The following is a 15,218-nucleotide window of genomic DNA, read 5'->3' on the forward strand; positions in this document are numbered from 1 at the left end:
GTGGGCCGCCCCGGGTTCGAGGCGGCCTTTATCGGTTATTGGCCCTTGAGAACCTCGACGAGGGTCTTGCCGAGGCGGGCCGGCGACGGCGACACGCGGATGCCCGCGGCCTCCATGGCGGCGATCTTGTCTTCCGCACCGCCCTTGCCGCCGGAGATGATGGCGCCGGCATGGCCCATGCGGCGTCCGGGAGGAGCCGTCCGGCCGGCGATGAAGCCCACCATCGGCTTCTTGCGGCCCTTCTTGGCCTCGCGGGCGATGAACTCGGCCGCCTCTTCCTCGGCTGAGCCGCCGATCTCACCGATCATGACGATCGACTGAGTCTTCGGATCGGACAGGAACATGTCGAGCATCTCGATGAACTCGGTGCCCTTCACCGGATCGCCGCCGATACCGACCGCCGTCGTCTGGCCGAGGCCTTCATTGGTGGTCTGGAACACGGCCTCGTAGGTGAGCGTGCCGGAGCGCGATACGATGCCGACCGAGCCGGGCTTGAAGATGTTGGCCGGCATGATGCCGATCTTCGACTCGCCCGCCGTCACGATGCCGGGGCAGTTCGGGCCGATGAGGCGCGACTTGGAGCCCTGGAGCGAGCGCTTCACGCGCACCATGTCCTGCACCGGAATACCTTCCGTGATGCAGACGATGAGCGGGATCTCGGCCTGGATGGCCTCGCAGATGGCGTCGGCCGCGCCCGGAGGCGGAACGTAGACCACCGAGGCGTCGGCCCCGGTCTTCTCGCGCGCTTCCATGACCGTGTCGAACACGGGCAGGCCAAGATGCGTGGAGCCGCCTTTGCCCGGCGAGGTGCCTCCGACCATCTTGGTGCCGTAGGCGATGGCCTGCTCGGAATGGAAGGTCCCGTTCTTGCCGGTGAAGCCCTGGCAGATGACCTTGGTGTCTTTGGTGATGAGGATGGACATCGGGTCGAACCTTACTTTCCGCCGCGCACGGCGTTCACGATCTTCTGGGCGGCGTCGTCGAGGTCGTCCGCCGGGATCACGTTGAGGCCGGACTCGCGGATGATCTGCTTGCCCTCTTCCACGTTGGTGCCCTCGAGGCGCACCACGAGCGGAACCTGCAGGCCGACGGTCTTCACCGCGGCGATCACGCCGCGGGCGATGACGTCGCACTTCATGATGCCGCCGAAGATGTTGACCAGGATGCCCTTCACGTTCGGGTCAGCCGTGATGATCTTGAACGCCGCCGTCACCTTCTCCTCGGAGGCGCCGCCGCCGACATCCAGGAAGTTCGCCGGCTCTTCGCCGTAGAGCTTGATGATGTCCAGAGTCGCCATGGCGAGGCCGGCGCCGTTGACCATGCAGCCGATGGTGCCGTCCAGCGCGATATAGGCGAGGTCGTACTTGGAGGCCTCGATTTCCTTCTCATCCTCTTCCGTGATGTCACGCAGCTGCACCACGTCAGGGTGACGGTAAAGGGCGTTGCCGTCGAAGGAGATCTTGGCGTCGAGGCACTTCAGGTGCCCGTCCTTGGTGACGATGAGCGGGTTGATCTCAAGCATCTCCATGTCCTTCGCGATGAAGGCTTTGTAGAGCTTTGCAACCACGTCCTCGGCTTCCTTCGCGAGCGGGCCGGTGAGGCCGAGCGCCTTGGCGACGGTGCGTCCGTGGTGCGGCATCACGCCGGTCGCGGGATCGACCGAGAAGGTGAGGATCTTTTCAGGGGTGTCGTGGGCGACCTGCTCGATGTCCATGCCGCCTTCGGTGGAGACCACGAAGGCCACGCGGCCGGTCTCGCGGTCGACGAGCATGGAGAGGTAGAACTCCTTCTCGATGTCGGAGCCGTCCTCGATATACAGACGGTTGACCTGCTTGCCGGCTTCGCCGGTCTGGATCGTGACCAGCGTCTTGCCGAGCATCTGCTGGGCAAACTGCTTCACCTCGTCCACGGACTTGGCGAGGCGCACGCCGCCCTTCTCGCCGGCGTCGGCTTCCTTGAACTTGCCCTTGCCGCGGCCGCCTGCATGGATCTGGGATTTCACGACCCAGAGCGGCCCGCCGAGTTGCTTGGCCGCAGCCTCGGCCTCGTCGGCGGAGAAGATGGCAACGCCGTTGGAGACGGGCAGGCCGAACTCCTTCAGGACCGCTTTGCCTTGATATTCATGGATGTTCATTCGTTTCTCTCCGCAGCAGCGGTTGAAGACGTGGATGGCCGGCACAGGGCCGGCCATGACGTGCAAGATTTAAGCGAGGGTCGAATTGATCTGCTTGCAGGCATCGACGAGGCCCTGCACGGACGCCACCGACTTCTCGAACATGGCCTTTTCCTCGCCGGAGAATTCGACCTCGACGATGCGCTCGACGCCGTTCTCGCCGATCACGATCGGAACGCCCACGAACATGTCCTTCACGCCGTACTGGCCGTTGAGATAGGCCGCGCAGGGCAGGACGCGCTTCTTGTCCTTGAGGTAGCTCTCGGCCATGGCGATGGCGGACGCGGCCGGCGCGTAGAAGGCGGAACCGGTCTTGAGCAGGTTGACGATTTCGCCGCCGCCCTTGCGGGTGCGCTCGACCATGGCGTCGAGCTTGGCTTGGCTTGTCCAGCCCATCTTCACCAGGTCGGGCAGCGGGACGCCGGCAACCGTGGAGTAGCGCACCAGCGGCACCATGTCGTCGCCGTGGCCGCCGAGCACGAAGGCAGTCACGTCCTCGACCGACACGTTGAACTCCTCGGCCAGGAAGTGGCGGAAGCGGGCCGAGTCCAGCACGCCGGCCATGCCGACGATCTTCTCAGGGCGGATCCCCGAGAACTTCTGAAGCGCCCACACCATGGCATCGAGCGGGTTGGTGATGCAGATGACGAAGGCGTTCGGGGCATATTGCTTGATGCCGTTGCCGACCGCTTCCATGACCTTCAGGTTGATGCCGATGAGGTCGTCGCGGCTCATGCCCGGCTTGCGCGGCACGCCTGCGGTCACGATGATCACATCGGCGCCTGCAATATCGGCGTAGTCGTTCGCGCCCTTGTACTTGGCGTCAAACCCGTCGACCGGCGCGGATTCCGCGATGTCGAGACCTTTGCCCTGAGGAATGCCTTCCGCGATGTCGAAGAGAATGACGTCGCCGAGTTCCTTCAAGCCGACGAGATGGGCGAGCGTCCCGCCGATCTGGCCTGCACCGATGAGCGCGATCTTTTTCCGGGCCATAGTGTGTCCTTGGGTTTGCCTTGGATGGTTGGCATGAGCCTTTTGAGGTGGCGCTGTATGACACCAGAAATGGGCAGCCATCAAGCGATCAAAAGGTTAACAGGCCAGGCTGTGAGACCCAGGAAAAGTGTTCTCAAGCTTAACAATCAGGAAATACTTCGTAATTACAGGAACTTGCTGAGCTGATACGGCGGTAAAATTCCTGTTACAAATTTTGAAATTTGTAACTCACGCTACACGCTGCCGTTCGCCAGGGCTCTCAGAACCACCCGGATCATGGTGGCAAGCCGCTGGTCGAGAATGTCCTGCGGCACCTCTGCATCCAGGCGCACGGTCAGCGGATTGATGAAGCGATAGACCGCATCGCTGATGAAGGCGTGGGCCTTTTCCCGGTCCCGAGGGTCGAACTTGCCCGTCACGATGCCCTCGTCCAGCACCCGCTCGATGAGCTGGCGCATGCGGGCCCGGTGCTTTCGCACGAGGGGACGCGAGGTTTCGGTGGCGGTGCAATAGACGTCGAAGAGGTGGCGATCTTCCTTCAGGAGCTCCCGGTGGATCTGCGCCCAGGCCTGGATCAGGCGTTCAAGCTTGTCGTCGGCGGGATCGGGGGAGTCTGCGATGTCGGCAATCGTCGCCTCCAGCTCCCGCAGCCACTGGCCGGCGACCGCATCGATGAGGGCGGCCTTATTGGTGAAGTAGCGGTAGACATTGGCGTGGGTCATGCCGGCCGCGTCCGCAATGCCCACGACGGTGATGTGCTTGGGGCCGAACTCCCGGAGCTGGCTGGCGGCGATGGAGAGCAACCGGGTGTCGGCCGGGGCGGAGTCTGCCCCCTTCCCCAGGTGGCCTGCCGGCCGCTTCATGTCTCGGCAAGCCCGGTCGAGTGTCCCCGATCGGCCGAGTCCGAGCGGCCATGCGGCAGGGACAGGTATTCCTCCGAGCGCATCTCGATGAGGCGGGAGACTGTGCGGTCGAACTCGAACGCCTCGCGGCCGGAATCCGCATGGTAGAGCTCATGCACCTCGGCCTCAGCTGTAGCCAGCAGCTTCACATGGGCATCGTAGAGGGCATCGATGAGCATGATGAAGCGCTTGGCCTCGTTGCGCCGCTCGAAGGCCATCTTGGGGATGTTCTCCAGGATGACTGTGTGGAACTCCTCGGCGACCGCCAGGTAATCGGCGGCTCCCAGGGGTTTCGCGCACAGATCCTCAAAGGAGAAGCGCGCCACGCCGCCGGCTGCCTGCGGCACCTCCACCGGGTGGCCCTTCACGGTCAGGGTCACAGGCTTGCCCTGCTCCCGGCCCGTGAGGCTCCTGAAGGCGCGGGTCAGAGCTGTGTGAGACTGCTCATCGGCCGGTGTGTAGAAGACCGGGCTGCCGGCGAGCTTTTCGAGCCGGAAATCCGTGCGGGATTCGAGCTTCGCTACCGCCATCCGCTCCTGCAGGAGACCGATGAACGGCAGGAAGAGCGCTCGGTTGAGACCACCTTCGTAGAGCCTGTCCGGCTCCACGTTGGAGGTCGCCACCACCACGACCCCATGGGCGAAGAGCGCCGTGAACAGGCGCCCGAGGATCATGGCGTCGGCGATGTCGGTGACGGTGAACTCGTCGAAGCAGAGCACCCAGGCCTCTTCGGCGAGGGCCGACGCCACGGGCGCGATGGGATCGTCACCCGAGACTTCCCCGCTTTTAAGCTTCTGCCGGTAGACATGAATGCGCTCATGCACGTCGGACAGGAAGGCGTGGAAATGGACCCGGCGTTTGCGCCGCACCGGCAGCGCCTCGAAGAACAGGTCCATGAGCATGGTCTTGCCGCGCCCGACCGAGCCCCAAACATAGAGCCCCTTGGGCGGCGCATGGTCCTTGCTCTTCTTGCCGAACAGCCAGCCGAGCGCGCTGGGCTTGCGGGCGAGACGATGATTGGCGAGGCTTTCCGCCAGCGCTTCAAGCCGCTTGAGCAGCGCCACCTGCGCCGGATCGCGCTCGATGGCACCGGACGTGACCAAGGCGTTGTAGCGGGCCGTGATGGAGCGGGGCGAGGAGAAGGAGGGATCGTTCACGGGATGATCGATAACCCTACGAAGCGTTGAACGCAAACGTCTTGAGGCCCCTTTCCCCCCTCCCCCTTGCGGGGAAGGGCAGGGGTGGGGGTGGTTAGACTGGGGGAGACCTTTCCGTCATGGCCGGCCTTGTGCCGGCCATCTCGATGCGGTGGAGCTCGGCGTTTCATGGCATCGGGATCACCGGCACAAGGCCGGTGATGACGTGGTCAAGAATGCCTCGGCGATATCTATCGAGCGCAGCGCTCCGACGTTTCGACCCTCACCCGGCTGCTGCGCGATCACCTCTCCCCCTTACAGGGAGGGAAACACCCCGTCACCGCGAGAGCGACAGCGGTGCGCCGGACTTGGCGAGAACGCCGCTCAGCGAGGCGGACGAGCCGCGCAGGCGCGCCGCAACCGCGCCGCCGGTCTGGTAGAGATAGACCTCGCCGTCGCGATAATCCCAGGCATTGACCCGGGACAGATCCTGGTTGGAGCAGCCCGAGGCCGAGGCCCGGTAGAGGTCGAGCGCCGGCGAGCTGGAAAGCTGGATGCGGCAGCTGCCGCCCGACGTTTGGGCGCTCCAGTTGCCGACCATCGCGGTGCGGCTCGACGGCGCCGGGGCTGCTGCAGGCGCGGGCGCCGACACGGTCGGCGGTGGGGGAGCGGGCGGCAGGCCGGCGATGTCGGTGCCACCAGTCGGGGGAGCCATCGGTTCGGCAGCAAGGGGTGCACCGGCGACAGGCGGCAGCGGCGTGGCTTCGACCGGCCCGGACGGCACCGCCTCGACCGGAGGCGCCTCGATGATCGGGGCGGCGTTCGCGCTGCGAACCGGCGGGCCGCTGAGACGGGTCGAGGAGCATGCTCCGAGGGCCAGAGCGGAGCACATCACGGCCGTCGCGAGACAGTGGTCAATCTTCATCGTGGTCCTCTCGTGCGGCGCCGTCATTCAGGGACGGCTTGATCTTCGGTCCAGGCTATCAGGAGGAATATGAACCTAGACCAACATTGTTCCGGCTTCGACATATGGGATCGCAAACCATAAAAAAAGGCGCCATCGGCGCCTTTTGATCAAAGTGTTGCCAGGAGGCGTCACCAAGGACGCATCAGACCGCGCGGGCGATCATCATCTTCTTGATCTCGGCGATGGCCTTCGCCGGGTTCAGACCCTTCGGGCAGGTGTTCGCGCAGTTCATGATCGTGTGGCAGCGATAGAGCCGGAACGGATCATGCAGGTTGTCGAGGCGCTCGCCGGTGGACTCGTCGCGGCTGTCGATGAGCCAGCGATAGGCCTGGAGCAGGGCAGCCGGCCCCAAGAACCGGTCGCCGTTCCACCAGTAGCTCGGGCACGAGGTGGTGCAGCAGGCGCACAGAATGCACTCGTAGAGGCCGTCGAGCTTGGAGCGCTCCTCGGGAGTCTGGCGCCACTCGGTCTCGGGCTCCGCCGTCTGCGTCTGCAGCCAGGGTTCGATGGCCGCGTGCTGGGCGAAGAAGCTCGTGAGGTCCGGCACCAGATCCTTGAGCACCGGCATGTGCGGCAGCGGGTAGATCTTGATGGTGTCGCTGTCGCAATCGTCGATGCCGAGCGTGCAGGCCAGCGTGTTCTTGCCCATGATGTTCATGGAGCAGGAGCCGCAGATGCCTTCGCGGCAGGAGCGGCGGAAGACCAGCGTAGAATCGACGTTGTTCTTGATCCACAGCAGCGCGTCGAGAACCATCGGGCCGCAATCGTCGCGGTCGACATAATAGGTGTCGATGCGCGGATTGGCGCCGTCATCCGGGTTCCAGCGATAGATGCGGAACGCCTGAAGGTTCGCCTCACTGGCCGGCTTCGGCCAGGTCTTGCCTTCGGTGTACTGGGAGTTCTTGGGAAGCGTGAACTGAGCCATCGTTTTTCGTCTTCCTTAGTACACGCGAGCCTTCGGCTCGATGTACTGGATGTCGTTCGACATGGTGTAGGTGTGCACCGGGCGGTAATCGAGGGTCACCTTGTGGGAGGTGTCGTCGAGCCACGCGAGCGTGTGCTTCATCCAGTTCTTGTCGTCGCGCTCGGAGAAGTCCTCGCGGGCATGCGCGCCGCGGGATTCCTGGCGGTTGGCCGCGCCTTCCATGGTGACCACCGCCTGGCCGATCAGGTTGTCGAACTCCAGCGTCTCGAGGAGATCGGTGTTCCAGATGAGCGAGCGGTCGGTAACCTTCACGTCGGCGGCCGCAGACCAGACCTGGTGGATGAGCTGCTTGCCCTCCTCCAGCACCTCGCCGGTGCGGAACACCGCGCAGTTGTTCTGCATGGTCTTCTGCATCTGGAGACGCAGCTCCGCGGTCGAGGTCGAGCCGTTGGCATAGCGGAACTTATCGAGGCGCGAGAGCGCGAGCTCGTCGGCGCTCTTCGGAAGGTCCGTGTGGCGGGCGTTCGGCTCCAGGATCTCGGCACAACGCAGGCCCGCCGCGCGGCCGAACACCACGAGGTCGATGAGAGAGTTGGAGCCGAGGCGGTTCGCGCCGTGCACGGACACGCAGGCGGCCTCGCCCAGCGCCATCAGGCCCGGCACCACCGTGTCCGGGTTGCCGTTTTTGAGCGTCAGAACTTCGCCGTGATAGTTCGTCGGGATGCCGCCCATGTTGTAGTGCACGGTTGGCAGGACCGGGATCGGCTCCTTGGTGACGTCCACGCCCGCGAAGATCTTGGCGCTCTCAGAAATGCCGGGCAGGCGCTCGTGCAGGATCTTCGGGTCGAGATGGTCGAGGTGCAGGTAGATGTGGTCCTTGTTCTTGCCCACGCCGCGCCCGGCGCGGATCTCCATGGTCATCGCACGCGAGACCACGTCACGGGATGCGAGGTCCTTGGCGGACGGTGCATAACGCTCCATGAAGCGCTCGCCTTCCGAGTTGGTGAGGTAGCCGCCCTCGCCGCGCGCGCCCTCGGTGATGAGGCAGCCCGAACCGTAGATGCCGGTGGGATGGAACTGCACGAATTCCATGTCCTGCAGCGGCAGACCGGCGCGCAGCACCATGGCGTTGCCGTCGCCCGTGCAGGTATGGGCCGAGGTGGCGGAGAAATACGCGCGCCCGTAGCCGCCCGTCGCCAAGATCGTCATGTGGGCGCGGAACCGGTGGATCTCGCCGGTGGACTGATTGAGGGCCACGACGCCGATGCAGCGGCCGTCGGAATCCATCATCAGGTCGAGGGCGAAATACTCGATGAAGAAGTTGGTCTGGTTGCGCACCGCCTGGCCGTAGAGCGTGTGCAGGATCGCGTGGCCCGTGCGGTCGGCGGCCGCGCAGGTGCGCTGGGCCGTGCCCTTGCCGAACTCGGTGGTCATGCCGCCGAAGGGGCGCTGATAGATCTTGCCCTCGCTGGTGCGCGAGAACGGCACGCCCCAGTGCTCCAGCTCGTAGACGGCAGCGGGCGCGTTGCGCACGAGATACTCGATGGCATCCTGGTCGCCGAGCCAGTCCGAGCCCTTCACAGTGTCGTACATATGCCAGCGCCAATCGTCCGGCCCCATGTTGCCGAGCGAGGCCGAGATGCCGCCCTGCGCCGCCACCGTGTGCGAGCGGGTCGGGAACACCTTGGTGATGCAGGCGGTGCGAAGGCCCGCCTGCGAGCAGCCGACGGTGGCGCGAAGGCCCGCGCCGCCAGCGCCCACGACCACCACGTCGAAGGTGTGGTCGATGATGTTGTAGGCCTTGCCGTTGATGGCTGCGCCGTTCGTTGCTTGAGCCATGTGTCTTGTCCTTAAACCAGGATGCGGCCGAGGCTGACCTTGAGAATGGCGTAGAGGCAGGCCACTCCGATGATCACGGCGTAGAAGTTGTTGGCGATCACGGCCGCGATCTTGAGGCCCTTGTCGTGCACGTAATCCTCGATGACGATCTGCATGCCGAGGCGCATGTGGTTCACCACGGAGATCACCGCCAGCAGCAGGATGATCGCGACCAGCGGATGCGAGATGATGCCGATCGCCTCCTGATAGGACGGCGAGGCCGCCAGCGCCGCCACGATGATCACGAACGCGATGATGAGGGGAACGTTCGACACCGCCGTCATGCGGTGGAGCCACCAATGCTCGACGCCGTGCCCGGAGGCGCCGAGGCCCTTCACGCGAGCGAGCGGGGTGCGCATGGAAACGCGGGTGTCAGCCCTGTTGTCGGCCATGGTCCGATCTCCTTAGAACGCGATGAAGGCAACGACCCAGATCGCCAGCGTGAGCACGACCGAGCCGACAAGGGTGAAGCGGGCCATGTTGATGCGCTGGACCGCTTCCATGCCGTAGCCGAAATCCCACACGAGGTGGCGCACGCCACCCAGCATGTGGTGCATGAGGATCCAGGTGTAGCCGAACAGGATCAGGTACCCGACAGGCGAGCCGAAGAACCACTGCACAGTGTCGAAGGCGTCAGGCCCGGAGGCGAGCGCCACGAGCCAGACCGCGAAGAGCGCAATGCCGCCATAGAGGGCGACGCCGGTGATGCGGTGGGCGACGGACATCGCCATCGTCCAGCTCCACCGGTAAATCTGAAGATGCGGGGACAGGGGCCGTGGAGCCACTTTCGCCTCAGCCATGGTGTTCACTCCTGATCGGCGACAAGGTCGCGCGTCGTTTAGAACGGTTCGTATAAGATGCGCGGCGGCACCGCAATGCGCCTTCCGCCCAATCGGGCTACACAGGCACATACTTCGTCAGCCGCGAAGATTGCCCAAGCGCCCATAGAGTGCAATCTTTAATAATTCTTATCTACCTTCGCCAACGACGAAGGGAACCTATGCAATTCGACCTGACGGACTTGAGCCTCTTCCGCCATGTGGTGGAGGCCGGGAGCATCACCCATGGGGCCGAGCGGGCCCATCTGGCGCTGGCGGCTGCCAGCACGCGCATCCGCAACATGGAAAAGTCCCTCGGGGCTCCCCTCCTCCTGCGCACCCGCGCCGGCGTCACCCCAACGCCGGCCGGCCGCACCCTGCTCCAGCACGCCCGCACCCTGCTCGCAGGGGCCGAGCGCCTGCGGGAGGATCTGGGCTCCTACACCGGCGGCTTAACGGGCCAGATCCGGATCCTCTCCAACACCAATGCCCTCACCGAGTTCCTGCCCGAGGCGCTGAGCGCGTTTCTGGCCGGGCACCCCCAGGTTTCCATCGACCTGGAGGAGCGCCTCAGCGACGAGATCGTCGGCCTGATCGCCGAGGGCGTGGGCGATATCGGCATCGTGGCTGGCACCGTCGATACGGGGCAGCTCGAGACATATCCGTTCCGCAGCGACCGCTTCGTGCTGGTGGTGCCGCAGGAACACGTTCTCGCCGCCCGGCCGGGCATCTCTTTCACGGAGGTGCTGGAGCACGATTTCGTCGGCCTCGACCGGGCGAGCGCCCTCCAGCGTTTCCTTGCGGCTAAGGCCAGCCGCACCGGCAAGCCCATTCGCCTGCGCGTCCAGCTGCGCAGCTTCGATGCGGTCTGCCGCATGGTGGAGGCGGGCGTGGGCCTCGGCATCGTGCCCGAGACCACGGCGCGCCGCGCCGCCCGCACCATGGCGATCGGGACGGTGGACCTGGAAGATCCCTGGGCCGCACGCGATCTCACCCTCTGCATTCGGGCCCTGAAGGAGCTGCCGGCTTCGGCGCGTCAACTGGTGGAGCATTTGCGGCAGGGCACCTGAAGGGGCCACGACGGCACTGGCAATAAATTGCTGATCTGCGCTCCTCACATCGCCGTGAGGAGGGAATGACACCTGCATCAGAACTGTCATCCTGATCGGGGGCTGCAACTCTTTGGGAGGAAACAATGCGTGGAACGGACGGCATATCGCTTGCGGCCCTCATCGGCCTTCTGACCCTGGCCTCCCCCGGCATCGCCCAGGCTCAGACGGCCTCAGGCGACACTACCTTCTTCGTCACCAGCGTGGGATCAGGCAAGGGTGCGGATCTCGGAGGCTTGGACGGCGCGGACCGGCATTGCGAAACGCTTGCCGAAGCCGCCGGCATTCGCGGCAAGATGTGGCGCGCCTATCTCTCCACCCAGGGCGCGAACGGCGTCAACGCGAAGGACCGCATCGGCCGCGGGCCATGGCAGAACGCCAAGGGCACGGTCATCGCCAAGGACGTGGCGGACCTGCACAGCGCCAATAACAACATCACCAAGCAGACGGCGCTCACCGAGAAGGGCGAGCCGGTGAAGGGCCGCGGCGACCAACCGAACCAGCACGACATCCTCACCGGATCGCAGCCCGACGGCACCGCCTTTGCGGGCAATCAGGACATGACCTGCGGCAACTGGACGAAGAGCGGGACCGAGGGTGCTGCCATGACGGGTCATCACGACCGCCAGGGTCTCGACGAGTCGCCGCCGGCCAAATCCTGGAATTCATCGCATGCGACGCGGGGCGGCTGCAGCCAGGATGCCTTGCGCGGCACGGGCGGCGCGGGCCTGTTCTACTGCTTCGCGGCGAACTGATCAGGCGGCGAAGTCCACCGCCGGCATGCCGAGCCCGCGCCTCAGGCACGCGGCCTCCAGCGTATTGCGCAGCAGGCAGGCGATGGTCATGGGGCCGACGCCACCCGGCACCGGCGTGATGGCGGAGGCGACTTCGGCCGCTTCCGCGTAGGCCACGTCGCCCACCACACGGGTTTTGCCCTCGCCGGCGGCGGGGTTCGGCACCCGGTTGATGCCCACGTCGATCACGATGGCGCCGGGCTTGATCCAGTCGCCGCGCACCATCTCAGGCCGACCAACTGCGGCGACGAGAATGTCCGCACTGCGGCACACATCCGGCAGGTCGCGGGTCTTCGAGTGCGCCACCGTGACCGTGCAGCTCTGGGCGATCAGCAATTGCGCCATGGGCTTGCCGACGATGTTGGAGCGCCCGACCACTACGGCGTTGAGCCCGGCGAGATCGCGGCGCACCGACTGGGCCAGCAGCAGGCACCCGAGCGGCGTGCAGGAGACGAGGCCCGGCACCCCGGTCATGAGGCGGCCGGCATTGAACGGGTGGAAGCCGTCCACGTCCTTCGTCGGATCGATGGCCTCGATGACCTTCTGGGCGTCGATCTGCCCAGGCAACGGCAGCTGCACCAGAATGCCGTCCACGGCCGGGTCGGCATTGAGCCGGGCAACGAGATCGAGCAGCTCCGCCTCGGGGGTAGAGGCCGGCAGCACATGCTCGAAGGAACGCATGCCGACCTCGACGGTCTGGCGCGCCTTGTTCTTCACGTAGAGCTGGCTTGCCGGATCCTCGCCCACGATCACCACCGCAAGGCCCGGCGTGACGCCCTGCCCGGCCAGAGCCTTCACGGCCCCGGCAATGCGGGAGCGCAAACCTTCCGCATAGGCTTTTCCGTCGATGATCGTGGCGCTCATGGGCTCTCCCGTCCTGTCACGGCGGCGAGGGCTTCGGCCAGTGCCTCTCCCTCGCCCGAAATCACAAAGGTCTTCAGCCGGGCGGTGGCGCCGGCCTCCAAGCTCACCGCCGAGGCCGGACGCTTCAAGGTCTTGGCGAGGAGCCGCCGGACGCCCTCGTTCGCCGCCCCGTCCTCCGGCACCGCCCTGACCCGGACCTTCAGCACCGGACGGCCGTCGGCCAGGGTCTCGATCCCGTCGATGGCGTCCCGCCCACCCTTGGGTGTCACGCGCACCCGAACCTCGAGACCGCCGGGACGGATGCGCCAGGGCCTCACGTCGCCGCCTTAGAAGGCGATCGGCATCAGGTAGTCGATGATCAGGTTCTGGATGAAAATGATCAGCAGGATCAGGATGATGGGCGAGATGTCGACGCCGCCCAGATTGGGCAGGATGTTCCGGATCGGCCGGAGCACCGGCTGGGTCACCGCATCGAGGAAGTTCCAGATCGAGCGGACGAAATCGTTGCGGGTGTTGACCACGTTGAAGGCCACCAGCCAGCTCAGGATCGCGGAGGCGATGATGAGATAGGTGTAGAGCTGCAGAGCCAGAAGAATGACATTGAGGAGCGCGCGCATGGGAAACCTGTCAGGGATCGGCGTTGCTCATGTAACGATTGAAGCGGGGCTGAACAACCCATAACCGCTTCACAAGCCGGCCACTTCCCATCCCGGAAGGTCGGAGAGCCCCTCCTCCGGCCGATTGACAGACCAAAGCCGGGAGCCTTAAAACTTGCGCCACTTGGCTCGATGCAATCGACCGGGGCTGTAGCTCAGATGGGAGAGCGCTGCAATCGCACTGCAGAGGTCAGGGGTTCGATTCCCCTCAGCTCCACCAATTTTATCAATAACTTAGCTCTTTTGGCACACGAGTGCGCCCAATAGAAGCTACGGGATAGCAACAACCTGCGATGGGAATGCATCCTGGCCGATTCACCACCTAAGGCTTTGATTATTAGGAACTGTCGGGCTTTAAGCTTGAGAGGATGGCACAGTTATTAAGCTCTTATCAGGCCGTTTTTGGGTCAGCAGCCTAGAAGCCACTGATTATTCTCTCTAGTTCCCGCTCAAGCCGTCTTGCCTGTCGCCGGATGACTTTAGAGTCCAGTTCCTCAGCAGATCGTCGAGCATATGATGAGAAGTTGCGCAAGGGTAAGGGCGAGAACCGCTTCCGTAGCTTCCGCGTATAAATCTTCGTTGCCCGACCAGTGGCGATAGCCTCGGCACCTACCTTCTTAATCCGTTTGGCAGCCTGTCTAAGCTTACGCCACTGCCGAGAAAGAGAACTCTGTCGAAGGGCTGCACCGCTCGGGTGGAGCGAGAAGCCTAGGTATTGGGCGCTCCTATCACCCGCAACCTCAAACAAGGTGCGTTCCGTCTTATCAATGTTGATCGTCAGTCTCTCGCTATCCACAGCATCGAGAACCACAGATTCCAGCCGGAGCTTATCTTCTGGTTTGCAGATGATGAGGATGTCATCGGAGTACCGGCGATAGAACGCCCCAACCTTGTTACAAGCCGCCGCAATCGTACGATCAACCTCAATCATGTAGAGGTTGGCAAAAGCGCTGCTGATTGGCGTGCCTTGCGGGATGCCATACTTATGCGGGTTGGGCTGAATGGTCACGCCCGCAGCTTTAAGCTCCGCGACTGTAGCGATTGGTCGGGGCGTCTTATCACTGATCCTCACCCCAAACACAGGATGTGCCCTGAGATCGTTCAAAGCGACCTTGCGAAACTGAGTAACTTGACGGAACACGGCATACCAATCGGGCGATAGTTCAGAGACACCTAGAACGCTTTTTAGCCGCCGTTTGAGGATGGCATGGTCTAGGCTGTCAAAGAAGCCTGACACGTCAAATGCAAGCACCGAACATGGCACATTTGCCCTTGCATACCCGAGTGCGTCCGCCGCGAAGTGATAGTTGGCCTTGCCAAGACGGCGATACGCAATCACACAATCGTGGAGGTTTGTACCCTTGTAGGTTTCCTCCAGCCGTTGGCCAAGTTGATCCGAGTAGTACCCGAGAATACAGGCGTCACGATGGGACGCATACATAATCTCACGGTTCTTGATCTTAATCTGGCGTCCCAGGTGCGGCTTCTTCGGATCGGTTGGCCGGTAGCGCTTTTCCGTTTTGATGTATGAGATATGGGGAGAGAACGAATGTTGGGCAGCGAAGCCTGTCCTAGCGACCTTCTCCGCGAAATTGGCCCCAACAGGCACGTCAAAGTGCTTATACCGTCGCGGCTTGAACCAATTGGGCTTCACAGGCACCTCGTAGCAGAGTTCGAGGGGCTAGTCCTAGCCCGGGACCTCAGGAAGCCTGAACGCCCCTCGAACGCACACCATAATCCACTAGGTCGTTCCTGACGTGTCACATCAAGCTCTCACCAGCGCGGGCCTACCAAACGCTATGCGGTATATTGTAACCGAGGAGGTCCGAGCTATGCCCGGTGTCACGTCCACGCTTCACCTTGTGGCGGCGATCCTTATCGAGGTCGTCGTCACCTGGATCGTCAACGAACTTGACGGTCTCAACAGTCGCACCAATCAGCCAATCCTGACGGCCAAGCTAAGGTAAGTACCAAGCGTAGCGGTTACAAGAGGAGTCTTACGA

The 15,218-nt window shown here is 63.8% G+C and carries 17 protein-coding genes and 1 tRNA gene; 4 read left to right on the forward strand and 14 right to left on the reverse strand.

Going from position 1 to position 15,218, the window contains the following annotated elements; translation table 11 throughout:
• Positions 1-35: 35 nt before the first annotated feature.
• The 10 genes from sucD to sdhC form a co-directional block, all read right to left on the reverse strand.
• The gene (gene sucD, locus IC232_RS13680) at positions 36-923 is read right to left on the reverse strand and encodes a succinate--CoA ligase subunit alpha (RefSeq protein ID WP_190845530.1); all 888 of its coding nucleotides are present in this window, start codon (positions 921-923) and stop codon (positions 36-38) included.
• Positions 924-934: 11 nt separating this feature from the next.
• On the reverse strand, positions 935-2,134 hold the full coding sequence (sucC, locus tag IC232_RS13685; protein WP_190845531.1) for an ADP-forming succinate--CoA ligase subunit beta: 1,200 nt from the start codon (positions 2,132-2,134) through the stop codon (positions 935-937).
• A gap of 69 nt (positions 2,135-2,203) precedes the next feature.
• The gene (gene mdh / locus IC232_RS13690) at positions 2,204-3,166 is read right to left on the reverse strand and encodes a malate dehydrogenase (protein ID WP_190845532.1); all 963 of its coding nucleotides are present in this window, start codon (positions 3,164-3,166) and stop codon (positions 2,204-2,206) included.
• A gap of 233 nt (positions 3,167-3,399) precedes the next feature.
• Complete coding sequence (locus tag IC232_RS13695) at positions 3,400-4,029, reverse strand: TetR/AcrR family transcriptional regulator (protein WP_190845533.1); 630 nt, start codon at positions 4,027-4,029, stop codon at positions 3,400-3,402.
• Positions 4,026-5,225 (reverse strand): cell division protein ZapE, encoded by a 1,200-nt coding sequence (zapE, locus tag IC232_RS13700; protein ID WP_312895162.1) that lies wholly within the window; start codon positions 5,223-5,225, stop codon positions 4,026-4,028. The genes IC232_RS13695 and zapE overlap by 4 nt, the downstream gene beginning before the upstream one ends.
• Positions 5,226-5,541: 316 nt before the next feature.
• Positions 5,542-6,129, reverse strand: coding sequence for an AprI/Inh family metalloprotease inhibitor (locus tag IC232_RS13705; RefSeq protein ID WP_190845534.1), 588 nt, complete (start codon positions 6,127-6,129; stop codon positions 5,542-5,544).
• A 184-nt stretch (positions 6,130-6,313) separates the two neighbouring features.
• On the reverse strand, positions 6,314-7,096 hold the full coding sequence (locus tag IC232_RS13710) for a succinate dehydrogenase iron-sulfur subunit (protein WP_190845535.1): 783 nt from the start codon (positions 7,094-7,096) through the stop codon (positions 6,314-6,316).
• A gap of 15 nt (positions 7,097-7,111) precedes the next feature.
• Positions 7,112-8,935 carry a succinate dehydrogenase flavoprotein subunit gene (gene sdhA / locus IC232_RS13715; RefSeq protein ID WP_190845536.1) on the reverse strand — a complete coding sequence of 608 codons (1,824 nt, stop codon included), beginning with the start codon at positions 8,933-8,935 and terminating at the stop codon, positions 7,112-7,114.
• 11 nt (positions 8,936-8,946) lie between these two features.
• A complete protein-coding gene (gene sdhD / locus IC232_RS13720) occupies positions 8,947-9,366 on the reverse strand; it encodes a succinate dehydrogenase, hydrophobic membrane anchor protein (protein ID WP_190845537.1) in 420 nt (139 codons plus the stop codon).
• Between the two features lie 12 nt (positions 9,367-9,378).
• The gene (gene sdhC / locus IC232_RS13725; RefSeq protein WP_190845538.1) at positions 9,379-9,774 is read right to left on the reverse strand and encodes a succinate dehydrogenase, cytochrome b556 subunit; all 396 of its coding nucleotides are present in this window, start codon (positions 9,772-9,774) and stop codon (positions 9,379-9,381) included.
• 200 nt (positions 9,775-9,974) lie between these two features.
• Between sdhC and IC232_RS13730 the strand changes: the two genes are divergently transcribed.
• Entirely contained in the window at positions 9,975-10,862 is an 888-nt protein-coding gene (locus IC232_RS13730) for a LysR family transcriptional regulator (RefSeq protein ID WP_190845539.1), read from the forward strand.
• Between the two features lie 125 nt (positions 10,863-10,987).
• On the forward strand, positions 10,988-11,656 hold the full coding sequence (locus IC232_RS13735; protein ID WP_190845540.1) for a hypothetical protein: 669 nt from the start codon (positions 10,988-10,990) through the stop codon (positions 11,654-11,656).
• Here the strand turns inward: IC232_RS13735 and folD are convergent, their stop codons facing one another.
• Genes folD through IC232_RS13750 form a run of 3 tightly spaced genes read right to left on the reverse strand, consistent with a single transcriptional unit; the run spans position 11,657 to position 13,176 of the window.
• Complete coding sequence (folD, locus tag IC232_RS13740; protein WP_190845541.1) at positions 11,657-12,559, reverse strand: bifunctional methylenetetrahydrofolate dehydrogenase/methenyltetrahydrofolate cyclohydrolase FolD; 903 nt, start codon at positions 12,557-12,559, stop codon at positions 11,657-11,659. It lies immediately after the preceding gene.
• Positions 12,556-12,876, reverse strand: a complete 321-nt coding sequence (locus IC232_RS13745; RefSeq protein ID WP_190845542.1) for a DUF167 family protein — start codon at positions 12,874-12,876, stop codon at positions 12,556-12,558. The genes folD and IC232_RS13745 overlap by 4 nt, the downstream gene beginning before the upstream one ends.
• A gap of 9 nt (positions 12,877-12,885) precedes the next feature.
• Complete coding sequence (locus IC232_RS13750; protein ID WP_036358112.1) at positions 12,886-13,176, reverse strand: YggT family protein; 291 nt, start codon at positions 13,174-13,176, stop codon at positions 12,886-12,888.
• 183 nt (positions 13,177-13,359) lie between these two features.
• Between IC232_RS13750 and IC232_RS13755 the strand changes: the two genes are divergently transcribed.
• Positions 13,360-13,435: transfer RNA gene (locus IC232_RS13755), tRNA-Ala, on the forward strand.
• Positions 13,436-13,630: 195 nt separating this feature from the next.
• Here the strand turns inward: IC232_RS13755 and IC232_RS13760 are convergent.
• Complete coding sequence (locus tag IC232_RS13760; RefSeq protein WP_190845543.1) at positions 13,631-14,869, reverse strand: reverse transcriptase/maturase family protein; 1,239 nt, start codon at positions 14,867-14,869, stop codon at positions 13,631-13,633.
• A 178-nt stretch (positions 14,870-15,047) separates the two neighbouring features.
• On the opposite strand from IC232_RS13760, the gene IC232_RS32875 reads away from it, so the two are divergent.
• A complete protein-coding gene (locus IC232_RS32875) occupies positions 15,048-15,182 on the forward strand; it encodes a hypothetical protein (RefSeq protein ID WP_281413387.1) in 135 nt (44 codons plus the stop codon).
• The last annotated feature ends 36 nt before the right edge of the window (positions 15,183-15,218 follow it).

Origin of the sequence: Microvirga sp. (assembly GCF_014699075.1) — a bacterium.
Taxonomy (GTDB): Bacteria; Pseudomonadota; Alphaproteobacteria; order Rhizobiales; family Beijerinckiaceae; genus Microvirga.